The organism is Variovorax paradoxus (assembly GCF_902712855.1).
Taxonomy (GTDB): domain Bacteria; phylum Pseudomonadota; class Gammaproteobacteria; order Burkholderiales; family Burkholderiaceae_C; genus Variovorax; species Variovorax paradoxus_Q.
On sequence record NZ_LR743507.1, the window covers coordinates 2947082 to 2969213 of the forward strand.

The 22132-nt window shown below is 68.4% G+C and carries 20 protein-coding genes; 13 read left to right on the forward strand and 7 right to left on the reverse strand.

The features are described 5' to 3' along the window. Window positions 1-166 precede the first annotated feature (166 nt). From AACL56_RS13495 to AACL56_RS13510, 4 genes are read right to left on the reverse strand one after another with little or no spacing between them, the layout of a single operon-like run. Window positions 167-3283 (reverse strand): efflux RND transporter permease subunit, encoded by a 3117-nt coding sequence (locus tag AACL56_RS13495; protein WP_339090327.1) that lies wholly within the window; start codon window positions 3281-3283, stop codon window positions 167-169. 16 nt (window positions 3284-3299) lie between these two features. Continuing rightward, entirely contained in the window at window positions 3300-4544 is a 1245-nt protein-coding gene (locus AACL56_RS13500) for an efflux RND transporter periplasmic adaptor subunit (protein WP_339090328.1), read from the reverse strand. Then, on the reverse strand, window positions 4541-6094 hold the full coding sequence (locus AACL56_RS13505; protein ID WP_339090329.1) for an efflux transporter outer membrane subunit: 1554 nt from the start codon (window positions 6092-6094) through the stop codon (window positions 4541-4543). The genes AACL56_RS13500 and AACL56_RS13505 overlap by 4 nt, the downstream gene beginning before the upstream one ends. After that, a complete protein-coding gene (locus AACL56_RS13510; RefSeq protein WP_339090330.1) occupies window positions 6091-6738 on the reverse strand; it encodes a TetR/AcrR family transcriptional regulator in 648 nt (215 codons plus the stop codon). The genes AACL56_RS13505 and AACL56_RS13510 overlap by 4 nt, the downstream gene beginning before the upstream one ends. Window positions 6739-7188: 450 nt before the next feature. Here AACL56_RS13510 and AACL56_RS13515 point away from each other — a divergent pair, with 450 nt between their 5' ends. From AACL56_RS13515 to AACL56_RS13565, 11 genes are all read left to right on the forward strand, one after another. Next, window positions 7189-8730 (forward strand): sigma-54 interaction domain-containing protein, encoded by a 1542-nt coding sequence (locus AACL56_RS13515; protein WP_339090331.1) that lies wholly within the window; start codon window positions 7189-7191, stop codon window positions 8728-8730. 54 nt (window positions 8731-8784) lie between these two features. After that, window positions 8785-9129 (forward strand): hypothetical protein, encoded by a 345-nt coding sequence (locus tag AACL56_RS13520; protein ID WP_339090332.1) that lies wholly within the window; start codon window positions 8785-8787, stop codon window positions 9127-9129. Next, the gene (locus tag AACL56_RS13525; protein WP_339090333.1) at window positions 9126-9401 is read left to right on the forward strand and encodes a hypothetical protein; all 276 of its coding nucleotides are present in this window, start codon (window positions 9126-9128) and stop codon (window positions 9399-9401) included. Before AACL56_RS13520 ends, AACL56_RS13525 begins: the two co-directional genes overlap by 4 nt. Window positions 9402-9545: 144 nt before the next feature. Further along, entirely contained in the window at window positions 9546-10733 is a 1188-nt protein-coding gene (locus AACL56_RS13530) for a substrate-binding domain-containing protein (protein WP_339090334.1), read from the forward strand. 257 nt (window positions 10734-10990) lie between these two features. Further along, complete coding sequence (locus tag AACL56_RS13535) at window positions 10991-12445, forward strand: extracellular catalytic domain type 2 short-chain-length polyhydroxyalkanoate depolymerase (protein WP_339090335.1); 1455 nt, start codon at window positions 10991-10993, stop codon at window positions 12443-12445. Window positions 12446-12489: 44 nt separating this feature from the next. Next, a complete protein-coding gene (locus AACL56_RS13540) occupies window positions 12490-13257 on the forward strand; it encodes an ABC transporter ATP-binding protein (RefSeq protein WP_339090336.1) in 768 nt (255 codons plus the stop codon). Between the two features lie 139 nt (window positions 13258-13396). Beyond that, a complete protein-coding gene (locus AACL56_RS13545; RefSeq protein ID WP_339090337.1) occupies window positions 13397-14125 on the forward strand; it encodes an ABC transporter ATP-binding protein in 729 nt (242 codons plus the stop codon). Window positions 14126-14266: 141 nt separating this feature from the next. After that, window positions 14267-15250 carry a branched-chain amino acid ABC transporter permease gene (locus AACL56_RS13550; protein ID WP_339090338.1) on the forward strand — a complete coding sequence of 328 codons (984 nt, stop codon included), beginning with the start codon at window positions 14267-14269 and terminating at the stop codon, window positions 15248-15250. Window positions 15251-15263: 13 nt separating this feature from the next. Continuing rightward, a complete protein-coding gene (locus AACL56_RS13555) occupies window positions 15264-16331 on the forward strand; it encodes a branched-chain amino acid ABC transporter permease (RefSeq protein WP_339090339.1) in 1068 nt (355 codons plus the stop codon). Beyond that, window positions 16328-17218: an alpha/beta fold hydrolase gene (locus tag AACL56_RS13560; RefSeq protein WP_339090340.1), complete on the forward strand. Its 891-nt coding sequence runs from the start codon at window positions 16328-16330 to the stop codon at window positions 17216-17218. The genes AACL56_RS13555 and AACL56_RS13560 overlap by 4 nt, the downstream gene beginning before the upstream one ends. A 54-nt stretch (window positions 17219-17272) precedes the next feature. Further along, the gene (locus AACL56_RS13565; protein WP_339092868.1) at window positions 17273-17779 is read left to right on the forward strand and encodes a DUF1993 domain-containing protein; all 507 of its coding nucleotides are present in this window, start codon (window positions 17273-17275) and stop codon (window positions 17777-17779) included. 115 nt (window positions 17780-17894) lie between these two features. Here AACL56_RS13565 and AACL56_RS13570 read toward each other — a convergent pair whose 3' ends face one another. Together AACL56_RS13570 and hemH are read right to left on the reverse strand one after the other, a co-directional pair. Continuing rightward, window positions 17895-19025, reverse strand: coding sequence for a hypothetical protein (locus AACL56_RS13570; RefSeq protein ID WP_339090341.1), 1131 nt, complete (start codon window positions 19023-19025; stop codon window positions 17895-17897). Next, a complete protein-coding gene (gene hemH / locus AACL56_RS13575) occupies window positions 19022-20071 on the reverse strand; it encodes a ferrochelatase (RefSeq protein WP_339090342.1) in 1050 nt (349 codons plus the stop codon). Before hemH ends, AACL56_RS13570 begins: the two co-directional genes overlap by 4 nt. A 15-nt stretch (window positions 20072-20086) precedes the next feature. Here hemH and AACL56_RS13580 point away from each other — a divergent pair, with 15 nt between their 5' ends. After that, a complete protein-coding gene (locus AACL56_RS13580; RefSeq protein ID WP_339090343.1) occupies window positions 20087-20818 on the forward strand; it encodes an HAD family hydrolase in 732 nt (243 codons plus the stop codon). Between the two features lie 250 nt (window positions 20819-21068). Here the strand turns inward: AACL56_RS13580 and AACL56_RS13585 are convergent, their stop codons facing one another. Further along, on the reverse strand, window positions 21069-21374 hold the full coding sequence (locus AACL56_RS13585) for an NIPSNAP family protein (protein ID WP_339090344.1): 306 nt from the start codon (window positions 21372-21374) through the stop codon (window positions 21069-21071). Window positions 21375-21489: 115 nt separating this feature from the next. On the opposite strand from AACL56_RS13585, the gene AACL56_RS13590 reads away from it, so the two are divergent. Next, window positions 21490-22131, forward strand: a complete 642-nt coding sequence (locus AACL56_RS13590; RefSeq protein ID WP_339090345.1) for a LysE family translocator — start codon at window positions 21490-21492, stop codon at window positions 22129-22131. The last annotated feature ends 1 nt before the right edge of the window (window position 22132 follow it).

Sequence of the window (22132 nt, forward strand, 5' to 3'; positions counted from 1 at the left end):
ACCGGGCATAGGCTCGGTACAGGCTCGATCAGACGCTCGCGCCCCGGGCTCCCGCTCCCTCTCCCGCCTGCGGGAGAGGGCCGGGGTGAGGGCACTGGCCTTCATTCAGGCGCGGCGCCTCGTCGTAGCCGTTGCTCCTCCCGCGAGCGAAAGAAGCAACAACCCCTCATGCCGCAGGCCGAGGCTCCTCCCGCAGATCGTCGTCGATGTGCGGGTCCGCCGGCTGCCCACGCAGCTTGCGCACGGTGCGGCGGAGCCAGTGCTCGATGTCGTCGATGTAGGTGAACACGGCCGGCACCACGAGCAGGCTCAGCACGGTGGAGGTGATGAGCCCGCCGATCACCGCCATTGCCATCGGCGAGCGGAAGCTCGAGTCGGCCGCGCCGAAGCCCACCGCGATGGGCAGCATGCCCGCACCCATGGCCAGCGTGGTCATGATGATGGGCCGCGCGCGCTTGTGGCACGCGTCGCGCAGCGCGTCCCAGCGGCTCATGCCGTGGTCGCGGCGCGCCACGATGGCGTATTCCACCAGCAGGATGGAGTTCTTCGTGGCGATGCCCATCAGCATGATGAGCCCGATCAGCGAGGGCATCGACAGCGCCTTCTGCCCGATCAGCAGCCCCACGAACGCGCCGCCGAGTGCCAGCGGCAGCGCGCACAGGATGGTCACCGGGTGCAGGAAGTCCTTGAACAGCAGCACCAGCACGATGTAGATGCACAGCACGCCGGTCAGCATGGCCAGGCCGAAGCTGGCGAACAACTCGGTCATGACTTCGGCGTCGCCCACTTCCGCGATGCGCACGCCCGGCGGCAGCTTCTGGATCGAGGGCAGCTTCTCGACCGCGGCCTTGGCGTCGCCCAGGCCCACGCCCGACAGCTCGATCTCGAAGTTCACGTTGCGCGAACGGTCGTAGCGGTCGATCACGGCCGGACCGCCCTCCATGGTGAGCGAGGCCACCTGGTTCAGCATGACCGGTCCGCGCGTGCCCGGCACCGACAGCCGCCCGAGCAGGTCGAGGTCCTGGCGCGCCGAGTCTTCCAGCTTCACCACGATCGGCACCTGCCGCTGCGCGAGGTTGAGCTTGGCCAGCGACTGGTCGTAGTCGCCCAGCGTGGCCACGCGCAGGGTCTCGGCGATGGCCGAGCTGGTCACGCCCAGGTCGGCGGCCCGCGCGAAGTCGGGGCGCACCGCGATCTCGGGACGGATCAGGCTGGCGGTGGACGTGATGTTGCCCAGGCCGTGGATGGTGCGCAGGTCCTTCTCGACCGCGCTCGCGGCGCTGGCCAGCGCCACCGGGTCTTCGCCGGTGAGCGCCAGGATGTACTTCTCGCCCGAGCCGCCCAGGCCCACCGTGCTGCGCACGCCGGGCAGGGTCTCGAGCGCCGCGCGGATCTGGTTCTCGATCACCTGCTTGCGCGGCCGGTCGCCGCGCGGGTCGAGCTTGATCGTGAGCGTGGCCTTGCGCGTCTCGGGCGTGCCGAAGTTGGCGAACGGGTCGCCGCCCGCGCTGCCGCCCGCCACCGTCGTGTAGACGCTCTTCACGTGCGCGATCTTCATCACGCGGTGGCGCGTCTCCTCGGCCGCGGCCGTGGTCTGGGCGAGCGTGGAGCCCGGCGCGAGCGACAGGTACACCTGCGTCTGCGAGTTGTCGTCCGGCGGAATGAAGCCGGTCTTCAGCAGGGGGATCATCGCCAGCGAACCGAAGAAGAAGAGGGTGGCCAGCACCATCGTCTTGAAGCGGTTGTGGGTGCTCCATTCGACCGCGCGCATGTACCAGCGCAGCCAACCCGGCTCCTTCTCCTCGCCGACGACCGGCTTGAGGATGTAGGCGGCCATCATCGGCGTGAGCACCCGGGCCACCACCAGCGAGGCGAACACCGCGAGCGACGCCGTCCAGCCGAACTGCTTGAAGAACTTGCCGGCCACGCCGCTCATGAACGCGGTGGGAAGGAACACCGCGATCAGCGTGAAGGTGGTGGCGATCACGGCCAGCCCGATCTCGTCGGCCGCCTCCATGGCCGCCTGATAGGGCGTCTTGCCCATGCGCAGGTGGCGCACGATGTTCTCGACCTCCACGATCGCGTCGTCCACCAATATGCCGACCACCAGCGACAGCGCCAGCAGCGAGATCACGTTCACCGAGAAGCCCAGCAGGTGCATGCCGATGAACGCGGGGATCACCGACATCGGCAGCGCCACGGCCGACACGAAGGTGGCGCGCCAGTCGCGCAGGAAGAGCCACACCACCACCACCGCCAGGATGGCGCCTTCGTACAGCAGGTGCAGCGAGCCGTTGTATTCCTCTTCCACCGGGTCGACGAAGTTGAAGGCCTCGGTCAGCTCGATGTCGGGGCGCTGCACGCGCAGGTCGGCCAGCGCCTTCTGGATGGCGTGGCCCACTTCCACTTCGCTGGCGCCGCGGCTGCGCGCCACCTCGAAGCCCACCACCGGCTTGCCGTTGAGCAGTGCGGCCGCGCGCGGCTCGGCGATGGTGTCGCTGATGCGCGCCACCTGGTCGAGGCGGATGCGCCGGCCGTCGGTCAGCACGATCTGCATGTCGGCGAGCTGGTCGGCCGACTGCACGGTGGCCATGGTGCGCACCGGCTGCTCGCTGCCACCGAGGTCGAAGCGGCCGCCCGCGCTCTCGGTCTGCACCTGGCGCAGCTGGCGCGAGATGTCGCCGGCCGAGGCACCCAGCGCCTGCAGCCGGGCCGGATCGAGGTCGACGTGCACCTGCCGCGTGACGCCGCCCACGCGGTTCACCGCGCCCACGCCGGGCAGCGCGAGCAGCTTCTTGGTGATGTCGTTGTCGACGAACCAGCTCAGCGCCTCGTTGTCCATCGCCGACGAGGCGATGGTGAATGCCAGCACCGGCTGGGCCGCGAAGTCGAGCTTGGTGACGACCGGGTCGCGCACGTCGGCGGGCAGGTCGGCACGCACCTTCTGCACGGCCGAGCGCACGTCGTCCACGGCCTCCTGCACCGGCTTCTCGAGGCGGAACTCGACGATCAGCGTGGCGGCGCCGTCCTGCACCTTGGTGGTGATGTGCTTGAGGCCCTGGATGGTGGCGATGGAGTTCTCGAGCTTGCGCGCGACGTCGGTCTCCAGCTGCGAAGGCGCGGCGCCCGGCAGCGACGCCGAGACCGTGACGGTCGGCAGGTCGATGTCCGGGAAGTTCTGCACCTTCATCGCGTTGAACGACAGCAGCCCACCGAAGGTGAGCAGCACGAACAGCATCACCGCCGGAATCGGGTTGCGTATGGACCAGGCGGAAACGTTCATGGCGTGTCCTTTGAAATCACTTGGCCGCGGCGGCCGAAGCCGCAGGCTGGGCCGGTTGTGCCGCAGGCTGGGCCGGTTGCGCCGCGGGCTGCGCCGAAGCGGGCGCCGTCGCGGTCGCGGGCGCATCCACCACGCGCACCAGGTCGCCGTCGTTGAGGAAGCCTGCGCCCTGCACCACCACCTGTGCGCCGTCGGGCAGCGCGCTGGTGATCTCGATGCGGTCGTTCAGGCGGCGGCCCACCTGTACCTTCAGCTGCGACACCTTGTTGTCGGGCTTGAGCAGGAAGACGTTGTTGAAGCCGTCGCGCGGCACGATGGCGCTCTGCGGCACCGTGGGCGCCGAGCTGCGGCCGAGTTCGAAGTCGCCGCGCGCGAACATGCCGGCCTTGATGCCCGTGTTCTGCTGCACCGCCGGCAGGTCGACGTACACCAGCGCCGCACGCGTCTGCGGGTCGACCGTGGGCGCGATGCTGCGCACCTTGCCGCGCACCTGCGCGCCGCTGGCGCTCACCACGAAGGCTGGCGTGCCGACGGCGATGCGGCCGAGTTCGGCCGAGGTCACCTCGGCACGCCATTCGAGCCGGCCCTGGCGGATCAGCCGGAACAGCTCGGTGCCGGCGGCCACCACGCTGCCCACGGTGGCGGTGCGCGCGGAGATCACGCCGTCGTCGGGCGCCAGCACCTGCGTGTTGCGCCCGCGCACTTCCTGCGCGGCCAGCACGGCCTCGGCCGCCTCGACGCGCGCCTTGGCGGTCTGCTCGGTGGTCTGGTACTGGTTGATCTGCTGCTGGCTCAGCGCGCCGGTGGCCTGCAGCGTGCGGGCGCGCGCGGCATTGCCGGCGGCATCCGCCGCGGTGGCGCGGGCCTCGGCCAGCGAGGCGCGCGACTGCGCGATGTCGGCACGCACGGTCTCGGGCGAGAACACGGCGAGCACCTGGCCCTTGCGGACCACGTCGCCGACGTTCACCCGCACCTCGGCGAGCTTCAGCCCGTTCGACTCGGAGCCGACCACGGCTTCCTGCCAGGCGGCGACGTTGCCATTGGCCGCGAGGGTCAGCGTGAGCTCGGTGGCTTGCGGCCTCGCGACGGTGACGGTCAGCGCGGGGCGGGGCGCGTTGCCGTCCTTGCCGTCCTTGGCGTTGGCGGCCGTGGGCTCGGCGGCCTTGTCCGGGGACTTGCGGGTGATGAAGAAGACCGCCGCGAGGACGACGACCAGCGCGATCAGCGCGATGACGAGGGTGGAACGCTTCATTGATTTCATGGCGACGTCGCGACCTTGGCGGCCGGGGTGGTGGTCGTCGGGGACGACCCGGTGGCTTCTGGAGAGGTATCGGGCCCGGGGGAGGCGGCGCGGTTCCAGCCGCCGCCCATCGAGCGGTAGAGCGACACCCATGCCTCGGCGCGCTCGCGCTGCAGCGAGACGCGTGCGGTCTGCGCGGTGAACAGCGTTCGCCGCGAGTCCTCGAGCTCGAACAGGCTGGCGAGGCCGCTGCTGTAGCGCGCCTGCGTGGCGTCGAAGGACGCCTGGTAGTTCTTCACCGCACTGTCGGCGTCGATGGTGCGGGCGTCGGTGGCGTCGAGATTGACCAGCGCCTCTTCCACCTCGCGCACCGCCTGCCGCACGCTGGAGCGGTACAGCGACACCGCTTCGGTGTAGCGGGCCTTCGCGGCGTCGGTGTTGGCCTTGCGGGCGCCGCCGTCGAGCAGCGGCACGGTGAGCGCCACCGGCCCCACGTTCCAGGTGTCGAGCGACTGGCGGAAGCCGCTCACACGGAACTGCGAGCGGCCGATGGAGCCCGATATCGTGAGCTTGGGATAGCGCTCGGCCTCGGCCGAGCCCACATCGGCGCTCGCCGAGGCCACGCCGAGTTCGGCGGCATACACGTCGGGACGCTGCGAGATGGCGTCGGCCGGCACGCTGGCGATGCTGCCCACCACGGGCAGCGCGCGCTGCGCGGGCGCTGCGGCCAGCTTCTGTTCGAGCGCGGTCTCGTCGATGCCGGCGAGCGCCACCAGCGCCTTGCGCTGCACCGCGCACTGGGCGCGCTGCTGCGTGAGGCGGCCCGAGGCGTCGGAAGCGCTGGCACGCGCCAGGGCGGCGTCGGCCGGCGCGGTGAAGCCGGCCTTGGCCGACAGGTCGGTGAGCCGCGCGGTCTCCGAACGGGAACGCGTGTCCGACTCGGCCACGCGCAGTTGCTGCTGGCAGGCACGCTCCGCGAAATAGGCATTGGCCGTCTCCGCCGCCACCGCCACGCGCGCGTCGTGCCACTTGGCATTGGCGCTGTTCTGCTTGGCTTCGGCGGCGTCGCGGTCGGCGCGCAGCCGGCCGAACAGGTCGATCTCCCATTTCGACTGCAGGCCGGCCTGCAGCGTGGTGATGGGTGTGCTGGCCGAGAGTTCGCTGCCGCCAGCCGCGCCCGTGCTTCCCGTGCCGCCGGCGCTGCCCGTGGCGGGCCAGCCCGACGAGAAGCCCGCCGGCCCGCGGCTGGCCGACGCCGTTGCGTCGAGGCTCGGCAGCAGCGCCGCACCGGCCTGCACGCGCGTGGAGCGCGCTTCGGCCACGCGCGCCGCGGCGCTCGCCACATTGGGGCTGGCCGCCTCGGCCGCCGCGATCAGCTCGACCAGCAGCGGGTCGTCGAGCTGGCGCCACCAGTCGGTCAGCGACGCGAGCGAGCCGCCGTGGGGCAGGGGGGCGTGCCACTGTGCGGGCACCGGCGCCTCCACCTGCGCGGGCGGGCGCGTCAGCGAACAGCCGGCGAGCCCGATGCTCACGCAGGCGGCTGCCATCAGTTTCATTCGAAGTCTTCTCATTTCCTCGGCTTCCTCTCTGTCGTCCCGGTGCCCTGCGCAATTGCGGCGCGGCGTCGCGCCGCCTCGGCCTCGACCAGCGCCAGTGCGTAGCCCGTGAGGCGATCGGCCCAGGTGTCGATGGCGCGCGGCGTGCGCAGCAGCGACGGGCGGATCGCCTCGATGAAATCCTGGCTCACGTACAGCTGCATCGACAGCCCCGTGATCGCGAAGGTCAGGCGATGGATGTCGTCGTCCGCGCGGTCGACCTTCAGGTGCCGGCACAGCAGCTCGGCAATGGCGCGGTGCGGGCCCTTGATGTCGCGCTCGAGCTCCTCGGCCCACCGGCTGGTGGGCTCCAGCATCTCGCGCATGTGCAGCTGGATGCATTGCCGCACAATCTCGCCCTGCTTGAGCGGATCGATCATCGACGTCATGCAGATGCGCAGCGTTTCCTCGAGCGATTGCCCCGGCACGTTGCAGGCGGCCACCAGGTCGTTGGCATCGCCGCCCATCGGTTCGCAGAAGGTGGCTGCATACAGGCCGTCCTTGTCGCCGAAGTAGTAGCTGATGGCCGAGATGTTGACCTCGGCCTCCCGGGCGATCTCGCGGGTCGAGGTCTTGGCGAATCCCTTCTGCGCGAACAGCCGCAGCGCGGTGTGGAGCAATCGGTGGCGTGCCTCGGCGCCGTCGGCGCGCGGTGCGCGGCGCGGGGCCTGGGAGCCTGAAGGATGGGGATTGCGCGCATTCATCCGGCGCATTAGACCACGCTGAAAATCAAACGATTGATTTACTTAAGGTTTCCTGAAGGCTTTCGGTTGCGGCCTTGCGGCCGTACCTCGAGGGCTGAACAAACTCTTTCATCGATGCGGCCGTGGCGCAACGCCCGACACCGAGCAGCTTGCGCTGCGGCATTCATCGTGCAGGCGAAAGTCGTCCGGCTTTTCGACTGCATGCCCGGCCCTGTGTTTTTTTGCGAAGCGCGCAGCATCGTCCTGTACGCGGCACGCCGGCGACAGCGAGCGCCGCAAGAAAGACGGGTTGTTCTCCGACATGCACGCGGTCATCGCGCGAGTTCGCCGGGCCGCAGCGCAGGCGAACGCCGCTACGATCCGGCCATGTCTCCTCTTGCCGCATCGTCCATCGCACAGCCCGCCTTGCCCCTCGATGCCGAAGGCATCCTCGCGCTCGCCGCGCGCTCGATGTTCCATCTGTTCTCCAGCATCAGCCAGGGCATGTTCCTGGTCGACCGGGGCGGGCGCATCGTGTGGGTCAACGAGGGCTACCGCCGCTTCCTTCCGGCGCTGGGCTTCTCGTCCATCGACCAGTTCATGGGCCACATGGTGGAGGACGTGATTCCCAACACGCAGATGCGTCGCGTGCTCGAGACCGGCGAGCCGATCCTGGTCGACCTGCTGACGAACAAGGCCGGCACTTTCGTGGTCAGCCGGATTCCGCTGCGCGAGGAGCGCGAAGGCACCGAAAGGGGAATGGGCGATGTCATCGGAGCCATCGGCATCGTGCTGTTCGATCAGCCCGAGACCACGCTGCAGCCGCTCATCAGCAAGTTCGCGCTGCTGCAGCGCGACCTCGACGATGCGCGCCGCGAACTCGCGAGCCAGCGCAACAATCCGCTCTACCAGCACGCGCCCGACGGGCAGCGCCGCTCCAAGTACACCTTCGCGAGCTTCATCGGCAGCAGTCCCGCGGCCGTGGAGGTGAAGCGCCATGCGCGGCGCGCGGCGCAATCGGCCAGCCCGGTGCTGCTGCTGGGCGAGACCGGCACCGGCAAGGAACTGCTGGCGCATGCCATCCACGCGTCGTCGGCCAGGGCCAAGGGCCAGTTCGTCAGTGTCAACATCGCGGCCGTGCCCGACACGCTGCTCGAAGCCGAGTTCTTCGGCTTCGCGCCCGGCGCCTTCACCGGCGCCGACCGCAAGGGCCGCGAGGGCAAGTTCAAGCTGGCCGACGGCGGCAGCCTCTTTCTCGACGAGATCGGCGACATGCCGCTGGGCCTGCAGGCCAAGCTGCTGCGCGCGCTGCAGGAGGGCGAGATCGAGCCGCTCGGCTCCAACAAGCTCGTGCCCTTCGATGCCCGTGTGATTGCTGCCACCTCGCGCGACCTGCCCGAACTCGTGCGGCGCGGCCAGTTCCGGGAAGACCTCTACTACCGGCTCAACGTGCTGCCGCTGCGCGTTCCGCCGCTGCGCGAACGACGTGCCGACATTCCCGCGCTGGTCGAGGCACTGGGCGAGGACATGGCGCTGCGCAGCGGCGAGGCACCGCCCGAACTCACGCCCGACGCGCTCGCGCTGCTCGCCGGCCAGCACTGGCGCGGCAACATCCGCGAACTGCGCAACGTGCTTGAGCAGGTGACCATGCGCAGCGACTCGCAGCGCATCGACGCCGTGCAGCTCGAGCGCATCCTGCGCGAGGCGGGGCTCGAGCAGATCGAGCTGCCCGCCACGCTGCAGAGCGCGCACGATGCCGATGAAGAAGCCGCGCTGCTGCGGCCGCTGGCGCAGCAGGTGGCCGAACTGGAGCGCAAGGCCATCGCGGCGGCGCTGGCCTCGACGGGCGGCAACAAGCTCGCGACCGCGCGGCTGCTGGGCATTTCGCGCGCGACCCTGTACGAGCGCATGACGAGCCAGGACGCCTGAGCGACGGTGCAGGCGATACTCCCGCCCCTGAACGCAACCCTCATCCGAGATCCCATGAAGAAGGCCCTTGTCCGCATCGCCGTTTGCTCCCTGCTCTGCGCCGGTGCCGGTTTTTCCAGCCTCGCCAGCGCCGCCCCCCAGTGCGCCGGCGAAGCCGTCTCGCGCGCGAAGAAGCTGCTGACCTTCCACTTCGGCGAGGACGATCGCATTCGCATCAGCCCCGACGTGAAGGAGCTGCCGCCCATCCGCAACCCTGCCAACAAGAAGCAGCAGTTCAAGGTGCTCGAGGTCTGGGGCAGCATCTACAAGGGCGAGTACCGCATGCGGCTCATCTATTTCGTGTCGGGCAACGACTGCACGCTGATGGGCCAGGAAATCCTCGAGTACGCCAACCTGTGAGCGTTCAGGCGCTGCGCTCCACCTTCGGGCCCAACTGCCACTGGTGCGGCCTGCCGATGGATTTCGACGAGCCGCACGGGCGGCCCGAGTCGGCGACCATCGAGCACCTGGTCGACGCCACCTTCGGCGGCGTGCGCTCGTCGAAGCACCGGCGGCTGGCGCATGCGGCGTGCAACCATGCACGCAACGAGTTCCGCCTGCAGGCCGAGCGACAGTTCGCCAGATGGATCGCCGATCGCCAAGCCTCCGGGAAAGCCCTGACTGATAAATAGACAGTCGCCTGAAATTCAGACACTTGGAGTGTTTTGAAATCAGCCGATCGACGCGGTCCTCGAATGAAGAAGCGTTTGTTATCAATGGGTTACCGTGTGGCACGAAGTGTGCAATATTCAGTCACCTTTTTCAGGAGACAACGAATGAACCGTCGCCACCTCGTCGCACTGGCCGCGCTCGCCACCTGCGCCGCTACCGCACCCGCCTGGGCCCAGTCGAACGAAATCCGCATCGCCCACATCTACAGCAAGACCGGCGCGCTGGAGGCCTACGGCAAGCAGACCCAGACCGGTTTCATGATGGGCCTGGACTACGCCACAGGCGGGACGATGGCGATCAACGGCAAGAAGATCGTCGTCATCGAGAAGGACGACCAGGGCAAGCCCGACCTCGGCAAGTCGCTCCTGGCGGCTGCCTATTCGGACGACAAGGCGGCACTGGCCGTGGGGCCGACGGCCTCGGGCGTGGCGCTGGCCATGCTGCCCGTGGCCGAGGAATACAAGAAGATCCTGCTGGTCGAGCCCGCCGTGGCCGACTCGATCACCGGCGACAAGTGGAACAAGTACATCTTCCGCACCGGCCGCAATTCGAGCCAGGACGCGATCTCCAATGCCGTGGCCGTCGACAAGGCCGGCGTCACCGTCGCCACGCTAGCACAGGACAACGCGTTCGGCCGCGACGGCGTGAAGGCCTTCGGCGCCGCGCTGAAGAAAGCCAAGCTCGTGCATGAGGAATACCTGCCGCCCGCCACCACCGACTTCACGGCCGGCGCGCAGCGCCTGATCGACAAGCTCAAGGACCAGCCCGGCCGCAAGGTCATCTGGATCGTCTGGGCCGGCGCGGGCAACCCGTTCAAGATCGTCGACCTCGACCTGAAGCGCTACGGCATCGAGATCGCCACCGGCGGCAACATCCTGCCGGCCATGGCGGCCTACAAGGCGCTGCCGGGCATGGAAGGCGCGGCGTACTACTACTTCGGCATCCCGAAGAACCCGGTGAACGACGCGATGGTGTCGGCGCACTACAAGGAATTCAAGACGCCGCCGGACTTCTTCACCGCCGGCGGCTTCTCCGCCGCCATGGCGGTGGTGACGGCGCTGAAGAAGACCAACGGCGACACCAACACCAACAAGCTCATCAGCACGATGGAAGGCATGAGCTTCGACACGCCCAAGGGCAAGATGACCTTCCGCAAGGAAGATCACCAGGCGATGCAGTCGATGTACCACTTCAAGATCAAGGTCGACCCGGCGTTCGCCTGGGGCGTGCCGGAGCTGGTGCACGAGATCAAGCCCGAGGAAATGGACATCCCCATCAAGAACAAGAGGTAGGAACTCGCCCCCGGGCTGCGCGCACTTCGTGTCGGTGCGCCAACCCCTACCGGGGGCAACACCTGCGGCCCGGCAAAGCCGGTTCCGCGGTGTTCGCTTGAACACGCGGCAACTCGGAAGCCGCCGCTCCCCATTTCGCCCCGGATGGCCGCCGGGCGAAGCGCCAGCCTGCGCTCTGCGCGAGGCCGGCGCGATCCACGGCCGATTCGTCAATCTGCAACGCAAGCGTTCGATACCCACAACACAAGGAGACAGCGATGCCAGCGATGAAGTGGAACTGGAAGGGACTTGCCGCGGCCGCGGCCATGGCGATGGCGGCGCATGCCGCGACGGCGGCGGTGCCGCTGCCGGCGCTCGGTGCCAACCCGGCGGAGGTCAGCGTGTCGGGCCTGTCGGCCGGCGGCTTCATGGCGGTGCAGCTGCACGTGGCGTACTCGGCCACCTTCAAGCGCGGCGCCGGCGTGGTGGCCGGCGGCCCGTTCTACTGCGCGGAGGGCTCGATCCTCAACGCCACCGGCCGCTGCATGACGCACAGCAGCAACATTCCGGTGTCTTCGCTGGTGAGCACCACCAACAGCTGGGCCGCCAGCGGGGCGATCGACCCGGTGTCGAACCTGAGCGGCTCCAAGGTCTACCTGTTCTCGGGCACGTCCGACAACACCGTGAAGCAGGCCGTCATGGACGACCTGAAGACCTACTACCAGAGCTTCGTTCCCGCTGCCAGCACGGTCTACAGGAACAACATCGGCGCGGGCCATGCGATGGTCACCGACGACTACGGCGGCGCCTGCAGCACCACCGCCGCGCCCTACATCAACAACTGCGGCCTCGACCTCGCGGGCGAGATCCTCACGCAGCTCTACGGCCCGCTGAACCCGCGCAACAACGGCACGCTGGGCGGCACGTTCACCGAGTTCAACCAGTCGGAGTTCATCACCGGCCATGGCATGGCCGCCACCGGCTGGATCTACGTGCCGCAGGCCTGCACCACCACCTCGTGCCGCGTGCATCTGGTGCTGCACGGCTGCAAGCAGAACTACACCGACGTGGGCGACCAGTACGTGAAGAAGACAGGCTACAACCGCTGGGCCGACACCAACAACATCGTGCTGGTCTACCCGCAGACCAGCACCGCCGCCATCAACAGCTGCTGGGACTGGTGGGGCTACGACAACGCCAACTACTCGAAGAAGTCGGGTCCGCAGATGGCCGCCATGAAGGCCATGATCGACCGCGTCACCGGCACGTCGGGCGGCAGCGGGCTGCCGGCGCCGGTGGGCGTGGGCACCTCGGGCGCGACCGCCAGCAGCATGGTGATCGGCTGGGCCGGCGTGAGCGGTGCGAGCGGCTACAACGTGTACCGCGGCGGCAGCAAGGTGAATGCATCGCCCGTGGCCGGCACCAGCTACACCGACACCGGCCTGGCCGCATCGACCACCTACAGCTGGACCGTGGCCGCGCTGAGCGCGAGCAACGTGGAGGGCGCCATGTCCGCCGCGGCCACCGGCGCGACCCTCGCAGGCAGCGGCGGCGGTGGCGGCACCTGCTTCACGGCCAGCAACTACACGCACACCATCGCGGGGCGGGCGTACGCGCTGTACGGCCTGACCTATGCCTACGGGTCGAACCAGTCGATGGGCCTGTGGAACATCTACGCGACCACCACGCTGAAGCAGACCGGACCCGGCTACTACGTGATCGGCAGCTGTTGAACGCCTTTTTTCTTTTCCGTCTTTCCGATTCGCAATGACCCAAGATGCTTGAGACCCGAGACCTGACCATCCGCTTCGGTGGCCACGTGGCCGTCAACGGCGTGAGCTGCGCCTTTGCGCCAGGCACGCTGACGGCCATCGTCGGCCCCAACGGGGCGGGCAAGACCACCTACTTCAACCTGATCTCGGGGCAGCTCAAGGCGAGCGCCGGCACGGTGTCGCTCGACGGGCAATCGCTGTCGGGCATGTCGCCGTCCGCGCGCACGCACGCGGGGCTCGGACGGGCCTTCCAGCTCACCAACCTGTTTCCCAACCTCACGGTGCTGGAGAACGTGCGGCTGGCGGTGCAGGCCACGCGCGAGGGCGCGCACCGGCGCGGCCTGAACCTGTGGAGCATCTGGAGCGACCACAAGGCGCTGACGGAGCGCGCCGACCGGATCCTCGCGGACGTGGCGCTGAAATCGCGCGAGCACGCGACGGTCGCGAGCCTGCCGCACGGCGATCAGCGCAAGCTGGAGGTGGCATTGCTGATGGCGCTGGAGCCCAAGGTCTTCATGTTCGACGAACCCACGGCCGGCATGAACGCCGCCGAGGCACCGGTCATCCTCGACCTGATCCGCAAGCTCAAGCAGGACAAGACCAAGACCATCCTGCTGGTCGAACACAAGATGGACGTGGTGCGCGAGCTGGCCGACCGCATCATCGTGCTGCACAACGGCACGCTGGTGGCGGACGGCGAGCCGGCCGAGGTGATTGCTTCGCCGGTGGTGCAGGAAGCCTATCTTGGCGTTGCGAAGGAGGCCGCAGCATGAAGCTCCCGATGATGAATTTCTCCCTCTCCCGCTGGGGGAGGTCAGGGGTGGGGGCAGGCGGCCTTGATGTCGCCGCAGCCCTTCAAGCGCCGCTTGCCCCCATCCCGACCTTCCCGCGGAAGGGGAAGGAGCAAGACAGATGAATGCTCAGAATCTATTGACCCTCGAAGGCGTGCACACGCACATCGGGGCGTACCACATCCTGCACGGCGTGGACCTTGCCATCCCGAAGGGCCAGCTCACCATGCTGCTGGGCCGCAACGGCGCGGGCAAGACGACGACGCTGCGGACCATCATGGGCCTGTGGCATGCGTCGCAGGGCAGGGTGCGCTTCGGTGACCAGGACATCACCGCGCAGCACACGCCGCAGATCGCCGGCCTGGGCATCGCCTACGTGCCGGAAAACATGGGCATCTTCTCGGACCTCACGGTGAAGGAGAACATGCTGCTCGCCGCGCGCGGCGCGAAGAATGCGCAGCAGATCGACGACACGCGGCTGAAGTGGATCTTCAAGCTCTTTCCCGCGGTCGAGAAGTTCTGGAACCACCCGGCGGGCAAGCTCTCGGGCGGGCAGAAGCAGATGCTGGCCGTGTCGCGCGCGATCGTGGAGCCGCGCGAGCTGCTCATCATCGACGAGCCCAGCAAGGGCCTGGCGCCCGTGATGATCAACAACATGATCGACGCCTTCGCCGAGCTGAAGCGCAGCGGCGTGACGATCCTGCTGGTGGAGCAGAACATCAACTTCGCCCAGCGCCTGGGCGACACCGTCGCGGTGATGGACAACGGCCGCGTGGTGCACGCGGGCTCGATGGCGGCGTTCTCCGCCGATGCGCAATTGCAGCAATCTCTCCTGGGTCTCGCGCTATGACGTATTCGATATCTTTCTCCTTCCCCTCCGGGAGGGTCGGGTGGGGCTCGCGGCCCTCGATGCGACGCGGCCTTGCAGGCGCCGTCGGCCTGATCCCCACCTTCCCCAGAGGGGGAAGGCGCAAGACAGGAGGGCGCGGCGATGAAAGCACTCGACTTCGACTGGAAGCCCCTGCTGCTCGCCCCGGTGCTCGCGCTCGTCGCGCTGCCGCTCACCGGCTCCTTCTCGACCTGGCTCACGCTCACGGTGGCGGGCCTGGCCATGGGCATGATCATCTTCATCATCGCCTCGGGCCTCACGCTGGTGTTCGGCCTGATGGACGTGCTGAACTTCGGCCACGGCGTGTTCATCGCGCTGGGCGCCTTCGTGGCCAGCAGCGTGCTCGGCCTGATGGGCGACTGGACCGGCTCGGGCGAACTCTGGCGCAACCTTGTGGCGGTGTTCCCGGCCATGCTCGTCGCGATGGCCGTGGCCGGCGCGGTGGGACTCGCGTTCGAGCGCTTCATCGTGCGGCCGGTGTACGGCCAGCACCTGAAGCAGATCCTCATCACGATGGGCGGGATGATCATCGGCGAGGAGCTCATCAAGGTGATCTGGGGTCCGGGGCAGGTGCCGCTGCCGCTGCCCGAAGCCTTGCGCGGCTCGCTGCTGGTGGGCGACGCGGCCATCAGCAAGTACCGGCTGCTGGCGGTGGCCGTGGGCGTGGTGGTGTTCGGCGTGCTCGCATGGACGCTGGGCCGCACCAAGATCGGCCTGCTCATCCGTGCCGGCGTGCAGGACCGCGAGATGGTCGAGTCGCTCGGCTACCGCATCGGCCGGCTCTTCGTCGGCGTGTTCGTGGTGGGCAGCGCGCTGGCCGGCCTGGGCGGCGTGATGTGGGGGCTGTTCCAGCAGAACCTGGTGCCGCAGATGGGCGCGCAGGTCAACGTGCTGATCTTCATCGTGATCATCATCGGCGGGCTGGGCTCGACCGGAGGGGCGCTCATCGGCGCGCTGCTGGTGGGCCTCATGACCAACTACATCGGCTTCCTTTTGCCCACGCTCACGCAGTTCGCGAGCATCTTCCTGATGGTGGCCGTGCTGCTGTGGCGGCCGCAGGGCGTGTACCCGGTGGCGAACCGCTGAGGAGCCAGACGACATGTTCCTGAAACGACTCCTCTCCAACGACATGCCCCGCAGCCGCCTGCTGGCGGTGCTGCTGGTGGCGCTGTTCCTCGCGCTGGCCTTCGCGCCGTTCATCTTCCCGGGCGTGAAGGCGCTCAGCGTCGCGGCCAAGATCCTGGTGTTCGTGGTGCTGGTGGCCAGCTTCGACCTGCTCCTGGGCTACACAGGCATCGTGAGCTTCGCGCACACGATGTTCTTCGGCATCGGGGCCTACGGCATCGCCATCTCGGCCTCGCGGCTCGGGCCCAACTGGGGCGCGGTGCTGGTGGGGCTGGGCGCGTCGCTCCTGGTCTCGCTGGTGCTCTCGTTCGCCATCGGCCTCTTCTCGCTGCGGGTGCGCGCGATCTTCTTCGCGATGATCACGCTGGCGGTGGCCTCGGCGTTCCAGACGCTGGCCTCGCAGCTGTCGGACTTCACCGGCGGCGAGGACGGCCTGACCTTCAAGCTGCCCGAGCTGATCTCGCCGAGCTTCGAGTTCTCGGAAGAGCCGTTCCTCGGTGTTTCGCTCGACGGCCGGCTGCTGTGCTACTACCTGCTGTTCGTGGCGGCGGTGGTGCTGGTGCTGGCGCTGCTGCGCATCGTGAACTCGCCGTTCGGCCGCGTGCTGCAGGCCATCCGCGAGAACGAGTTCCGCGCCGAGGCCATCGGCTACCGCGTCGTGGTCTACCGCACCACGGCCGCCGTGCTGTCGGCGCTGTTCGCCACGCTGGCCGGCGCCATGCTCGCGATCTGGCTGCGCTACAACGGACCCGACACCTCGCTGAGCTTCGAGATCATGATCGACGTGCTGCTGATCGTGGTGATCGGCGGCATGGGCACCATCTACGGCGCGGCCATCGGCGCGGTGCTGTTCGTGGTGGCGCAGAGCTACCTGCAGGACCTGCTGCGCGTGGGCAACGAGGCTGCGAGCGGCCTGCCGTGGCTGGCGGCGCTGCTGTCGCCCGACCGCTGGCTGCTCTGGCTCGGCGTGTTGTTCGTGCTGTCCGTCTACTACTTCCCGACCGGCATCGTCGGAAAACTGCGTGCAAGGGCTGCGCGATGAGCGACAACAACAACCTGATTCCGCTTTCCCGCTACGCGCAGCTCGCCGGCCGCGAAATCCACTGGATCGAATGGGGCGCGGCCGACGCGCCCGCGATCATTGCCTGGCACGGGCTCGCGCGCACCGGGCGCGACATGGACGAACTGGCGCAGCACTTCGCTTCGCGCGGCTTCCGCGTGATCTGCCCCGACACCCTCGGCCGCGGACTGAGCCAGTGGAGCCCGCGGCCCGACGAGGAATACACGCTGCGCTTCTATGCGCGCATCGCCGATGCGTTGTGCGACGAGCTGGCGCTGGAGCGTGTGCACTGGGTCGGCACGTCGATGGGCGGCGCGGTCGGCACGGTCTGCGCGTCGGGTCTGTTCGAATCGCGCATGAAGGCGCGCATCGCGAGCCTGGTGCTCAACGACAACGCACCCGAACTGGCGCAGCCCGCCATCGAGCGCATCCGCGCCTACGCGGGCCAGCCGCCCGCGTTCGACACGGTGGCCGAACTGGAGGCGTTCTTCCGCACGGTCTACAAGCCCTACGGCTGGCTCAGCGATGCGCAATGGCGCCGCCTGACCGAAAGCTCCACGCGCCGCCTGGCCGACGGCCGCGTCACGCCGCACTACGACCCGGCCATGGTCCGCCAGTTCAGCGCGCACGACAACGACTACCTGATCTGGCCGCACTACGACGCCATCGACGTGCCGGTGCTGTGCCTGCGCGGCGCGGAGTCCGACCTGGTGCTGCCGGACGTGGTCGCGCAGATGCGCCTGCGCGGCCCCGGCGCGGCCGGCAGGCTGGACGTGATCGAAGTGCCTGCCTGCGGTCACGCGCCCGCGCTGAACGTGCCCGGACAACTGGAGCCGATCGAAGGGTTTATCCGCGCGGCCGGCGCCTGAGGCCGCGGCGGCGTGACAATCGCCGCCGCTTCCAACCATAAGGCCTCGAACACCATGGCGCTCTCGCTCTACGACCTCTCCGTGCCCGTCTTCACCCGCGGTCTCGGCCAACTCACCCACCTGCTCGACAAGAGCCTCGCGCATGTCAAGGCCAACGGCATCGATCCGGCCACCCTGGTCGATGCGCGCCTGGCGCCCGACATGCTCACGCTAACCGGCCAGATCCAGCGCGCCAGCGACGCGTCGAAGCTGGGCACCGCACGCATCGCGGGTATCGCCGCACCGAGCTTCCCGGACGAGGAGAAGACCTGGGACGACCTGGTCGCGCGCATCGCCAAGACACAGGACTTCCTGAACTCGGTGGACCGTTCGCAGATCGACGGCCAGGAAGAACGCGCCGTGACCATCAAGGCGCGCGAAGGCGAGGCGCACTTCACCGCGCAGCGCTACCTGCTGCAGTTCGCGCTGCCCAATTTCTTCTTCCATGTGACCACGGCCTACGACGTGCTGCGCCACAGCGGCATGCCGATCGGCAAGATGGATTACCTCGGCAAGTTCTGAGGAGCGCGGCGGCGGCCTTCGCGCCGCAGCGATCCGTTTCAGATGGCCGTTGGCCGCCTGCGCACCACGCACCACGCACCACGCGCCGCAGGTGCCTGAGCGCGCCGTGCTACTCCTAGTCCGGCGAGGAAACGATGCGCTGCACCGCCGCCTTGCCCGCGGGCGTGAGCACCGGATCGAGCTCGGTGTAGGGCACCTCGATCTCGATCTCGCAGCCATCGCCGGACGCGGGCTGCGAGAAGCGCATGCCCTTGGCTTCGAGCGTCAGGTCGTAGGACGCTGCGTCTTCTTGGTTGCGGCCGCAGTTCCTGTCGGTCGTGGACGGATCGATCTTCCCGTAGGCGAAGAGAAAGCGGCGCAGCTTGGGAGTGAGCGTGCCGCGTCCCGTGCCTGCGCCCTCACGCGGCGAAGCGGGTACCTTTGCCCGCGCACCGAACCACGTCCAGGGATCCACCTGCCTGCCCGTGCGCAGGTCCCACGTGCGGTGGAACCACGAGATGCCGCGCTGGCCAGTGCCCACCGTCCAGTTGTAGCTGCGGATGCTGAGCCACTGCGAGCTCCAGTACACCGGGTTGGTTTCGTTCTCGTCTTCGGCCGGCACGCCGACGCGGCCGAGGTACTCGCGGTGGGTGGCGAAGTAGTCCTTGATGGCGTCCTTGCCGGTGTCGAGGTCGCGGCGAAGCTCGCGGTTGATGGCCGCCAGCGTGGGCTCGGGGCCGAAGAGCTCGGTGGTTTCCTGACCGGCGAAGCGCAGCGACCGGAAGCTGCGGCCCGGCGCGTATTCCTGCTTCTTGCCGGGCTCGATCTTGGGCGGTGCCTCCAGCTGTCCCGCATAGCCTTCACCGCCGCACGCGGTGTCGCCGCCGCTCGAATCGGCCAGGTTCAACTGGATCGGCAGCGCAACGGGTTGGCCCTTCACGTTCTTCCACGTGCCGGTGAGCGTCGACCCCTTGGCTGCGTCGAGCGACCACAGACCGGTGTCGCCGGCCTCGTGCCAGAAGCTGTCCTTGTCGGTGCGGCTCAGCGGGATCGGCTTCTTGTACTGCTTGTAGTAATAGCTGCCGCTCGGAAACCCGGCGTTGAAGCAGGCCACGATGGCCTTGGTGCCGAGCGTGCCTTCCCACACACCCTTGGGCACGTCGACGAGCTTGGCGGAAGCCGCGAGCGGCAGCAGCAGCGCGCCGAGGCACAGGGCGGTCATCGCATTGCGCTGCCGGCGCGGTGCTTCGCGCAGTTCGTTCTTCATGGCTGCTGCGCCTGGGTGGGCCAGCCGGCCAGGTTGCGTTCGGCGATGCCCGCGAGCGCGTTGATCCACGCCGGGCTGTCGTTGAGGCAGGGGATGTAGCTGAAGACCTGGCCACCGGCGTGCATGAAGGCTTCGCGGCCTTCCATGGCGATTTCCTCGAGCGTCTCGAGGCAGTCGGCCGGAAAGCCGGGGCACACCACGTCGACGCGCTTGACGCCCGAAGCGCCGAGCTCGCGCAGCGTGGGCTCGGTGTAGGGCTCGAGCCACTTCGCGCGGCCGAAGCGCGACTGGAAGGTCACGCGGTGCTGTGCCGCCGACAGGCCCAGCCGCGCCGCGAGCAGGCGGGCGGTTTCGAGGCATTGCGACTGGTACGGATCGCCGAGCGCGATGTTGCGCGCGGGAATGCCGTGGAAGCTCATCAGCAGCACCTCGCCGCGGCCCTCGGCCTTCCAGTGCTTCTCGATCCCCTGCGCCAGTGCCTCGATGTACGCCGGGTCGTCGTGGTAGTCGTTGACGAACCGGAACTCCGGCAGGCGGCGCTGCCTGCGGCTCCAGTCGTTCACCGCGTCGATCACGCTGGCCGTGGTGGTGGCCGAGTATTGCGGGTAGGCCTGCAGCACCAGCACGCGCGTGGCGCCTTCGGCCTGCAGCGCGTCGAGGCGCGAGGCGATCGACGGGTTGGCGTAGCGCATCGCGTCGCGCACAGTCACGCGGTGGCCGCGCTCACCGAGCCAGCCTGACAGCAGCGTGGCCTGCTTCCGGGTGAACACCTTCAGCGGCGAACCTTCGGCCGTCCAGATGCTTGCGTATTTCGCGGCCGACTTGGCCGGCCGTGTGCGCAGGATGATGCCGTGCAGGATCAGCGCCCAGATCGCCTTGGGGATCTCCACCACGCGCGGGTCGCCCAGGAAGTCGGCGAGGTAGGGGCGCACCGCGGCGGCGGTAGGGGCGTCGGGCGAACCGAGGTTGCACCAGAGCACCGCGGCGGATGCGTGCCTGGGGGGCTGGGGGGTACTCGGCGGAGCGTTCTCGGAGGTGGAGGGCATGCGATATTCTCGGGCATGACTTCCGCTCCCCTGGCGCCAGCGAGCTTCGCGCCCCTCGATGTGAAACGCATCGCCGCCATCACGCTGGACCTCGACGACACCCTCTGGCCGATCTGGCCCACCATCGAACGCGCCGAAGGCGTGCTGCAGGCCTGGCTGCTGCGCGAGGCGCCCAAGACGGCCTCGCTGCTGCTCACGCCCGGCATCCTGCGCGAACTGCGAGAAGCCACCGCCACGGAACGCTCCGACCTCGCGCACGACCTGAGTGCGCTGCGCCGCGAATCGATCCGCACGGCGCTCAAGCGCGCGGGCGAAGACCCGGCGCTGGCCGACCCGGCCTTCGATGCCTTCTTCGAAGAGCGCCAGCGCGTCACGCTGTACGACGACGCGCTGCCCGCGTTGAAGTGGCTCAGCGAACGCTATCCGCTGGTGGCGGTGTCCAACGGCAACGCCGACATCCACAAGACCGGCGTCGGCCGGTGGTTCCGCACCGCCTTCAATGCGCGCGCCTTCGGCAGCGGCAAGCCGCACGCGCCGATCTTCCGCGCCGCCGCCGCCTCCGTCGGCCTGTTGCCCAAGGACGTGCTGCACGTGGGCGACGACGCCGAGCTCGACGTCGTCGGCGCGCTCAACGTCGGCATGCAGGCCGCATGGCTGGTGCGCGACGAGCGGCCCTGGGCGCACGACGCCCGCCCGCAGCTGATGGTGCCCAACCTCCACGCCCTGTGCGTCGCGCTCGGCGCCTGAGACTTCGAGAGGAAAAGCCGTTCATTCCAGGAACACCGAGGAACCGGCTTTGCCGGGCCTCTGGTGTTGCCCCCTGCAAGGGGGAAGGAGAAGCGACACGAAGTGCGCGAAGCCTGGGGGTTAGCCAAGAAACACCGTGGAACCGGCTTTGCCGGGCCTCTGGTGTTGCCCCCTGCAAGGGGGAAGGAGAAGCGACACGAAGTGCGCGAAGCCTGGGGGCTAGCCAAGTACCGTGCGCGAAGCCTGGGGGTTAGCCAAATACAGGTCGGAAGAAGCTGCGCTCGTAGCTCACGATGCAGCGGGTTTCTTCCGCATAGCGGAACGCGGCCTGGCATTCGGCGTCCTGCATAGAGTCGATGCGGTATTGCTCGTAAGCGGCAAAGCTCGGGAAGGTGAACATCGCCAGCGCCACGTTGTTGGCGCCCTCCGACGGCAGGAAGTAGCCGTGATGCTGGCCGCCGAACTTCTCGACCAGCGGGATCCAGAGCTTGCCGTAGTGCTCGAATTCCTTGAGCTTGTAGGCATCGACGATGTAGCGCAGGTAGCAGGTGACCATGGAGTGTTTCGGCTGGGGGGTTATTGAGGCAAGGCGCAGCGGCGATGCGCCGGGCTGACTATAGTTTCCCGGCTGTCTCAACCTCCGCGGCTTCGCGCCGGACAGGAACCTGCAAGTGCATCTCTCCAACTGGCTTCTCTTCTGCGGCGTCACGCTGCTCGTCGTCTTCACCCCCGGGCCGGCCGTGCTGCTCGCGGTCTCGAACTCGATGAGCGTCGGGCCGCGACGGGCGATGATCAGTTCGCTCGGCAACGCGGCAGGGCTCTTCATGGTGTCCGCCGCCGCGATGGCCGGACTGGGCGTGGTGCTCTCGACCTCGGCCCACGCCTTCATGGTGCTGAAGCTGGCCGGCGCGGCCTACCTGATCTACCTGGGCATCAAGCAATGGCGCAGCCAGGGCAGCGTCTTCGCCGACGTGCAGGGCCACCAGAAGGGCGCGGCGCCGCGTTCGAGCTGGCGCCTGTTCGGCCATGGGATGACGGTGGCGCTGACCAACCCCAAGGGCATTCTTTTCTTCTCGGCGCTGTTTCCGCAGTTCCTCACGCAGGATGCGCCCATCCTGACGCAGTTCGCGGTGCTGACGGGCACCTTCGCGGCCGCGTCGGTGGTCGCGCATTCGTTCTACGTGCTGCTGGCGCGCCTGCTGCGCCGGCAGCTTTCCGACCCGCGCCGCACGCGCATCTTCAACAAGGTGTCGGGCGGCGCCTTCGTGCTGCTGGGGCTCAGCCTCCTTCGCCTGCGCAACAAGGCGGCCTGAA

What these genes read in the sequence shown, in the direction of transcription:
- AACL56_RS13495 (WP_339090327.1), bottom strand. Translation starts at nt 3,283, where the DNA reads ATGAACGTTTCCGCCTGGTCCATACGCAACCCGATTCCGGCGGTGATG.
- AACL56_RS13500 (WP_339090328.1), bottom strand. Translation starts at nt 4,544, where the DNA reads ATGAAATCAATGAAGCGTTCCACCCTCGTCATCGCGCTGATCGCGCTG.
- AACL56_RS13505 (WP_339090329.1), bottom strand. Translation starts at nt 6,094, where the DNA reads ATGAGAAGACTTCGAATGAAACTGATGGCAGCCGCCTGCGTGAGCATC.
- AACL56_RS13515 (WP_339090331.1), top strand. Translation starts at nt 7,189, where the DNA reads ATGTCTCCTCTTGCCGCATCGTCCATCGCACAGCCCGCCTTGCCCCTC.
- AACL56_RS13520 (WP_339090332.1), top strand. Translation starts at nt 8,785, where the DNA reads ATGAAGAAGGCCCTTGTCCGCATCGCCGTTTGCTCCCTGCTCTGCGCC.
- AACL56_RS13530 (WP_339090334.1), top strand. Translation starts at nt 9,546, where the DNA reads ATGAACCGTCGCCACCTCGTCGCACTGGCCGCGCTCGCCACCTGCGCC.
- AACL56_RS13535 (WP_339090335.1), top strand. Translation starts at nt 10,991, where the DNA reads ATGCCAGCGATGAAGTGGAACTGGAAGGGACTTGCCGCGGCCGCGGCC.
- AACL56_RS13540 (WP_339090336.1), top strand. Translation starts at nt 12,490, where the DNA reads ATGCTTGAGACCCGAGACCTGACCATCCGCTTCGGTGGCCACGTGGCC.
- AACL56_RS13545 (WP_339090337.1), top strand. Translation starts at nt 13,397, where the DNA reads ATGAATGCTCAGAATCTATTGACCCTCGAAGGCGTGCACACGCACATC.
- AACL56_RS13550 (WP_339090338.1), top strand. Translation starts at nt 14,267, where the DNA reads ATGAAAGCACTCGACTTCGACTGGAAGCCCCTGCTGCTCGCCCCGGTG.
- AACL56_RS13555 (WP_339090339.1), top strand. Translation starts at nt 15,264, where the DNA reads ATGTTCCTGAAACGACTCCTCTCCAACGACATGCCCCGCAGCCGCCTG.
- AACL56_RS13560 (WP_339090340.1), top strand. Translation starts at nt 16,328, where the DNA reads ATGAGCGACAACAACAACCTGATTCCGCTTTCCCGCTACGCGCAGCTC.
- AACL56_RS13565 (WP_339092868.1), top strand. Translation starts at nt 17,273, where the DNA reads ATGGCGCTCTCGCTCTACGACCTCTCCGTGCCCGTCTTCACCCGCGGT.
- AACL56_RS13570 (WP_339090341.1), bottom strand. Translation starts at nt 19,025, where the DNA reads ATGAAGAACGAACTGCGCGAAGCACCGCGCCGGCAGCGCAATGCGATG.
- hemH (WP_339090342.1), bottom strand. Translation starts at nt 20,071, where the DNA reads ATGCCCTCCACCTCCGAGAACGCTCCGCCGAGTACCCCCCAGCCCCCC.
- AACL56_RS13580 (WP_339090343.1), top strand. Translation starts at nt 20,087, where the DNA reads ATGACTTCCGCTCCCCTGGCGCCAGCGAGCTTCGCGCCCCTCGATGTG.
- AACL56_RS13585 (WP_339090344.1), bottom strand. Translation starts at nt 21,374, where the DNA reads ATGGTCACCTGCTACCTGCGCTACATCGTCGATGCCTACAAGCTCAAG.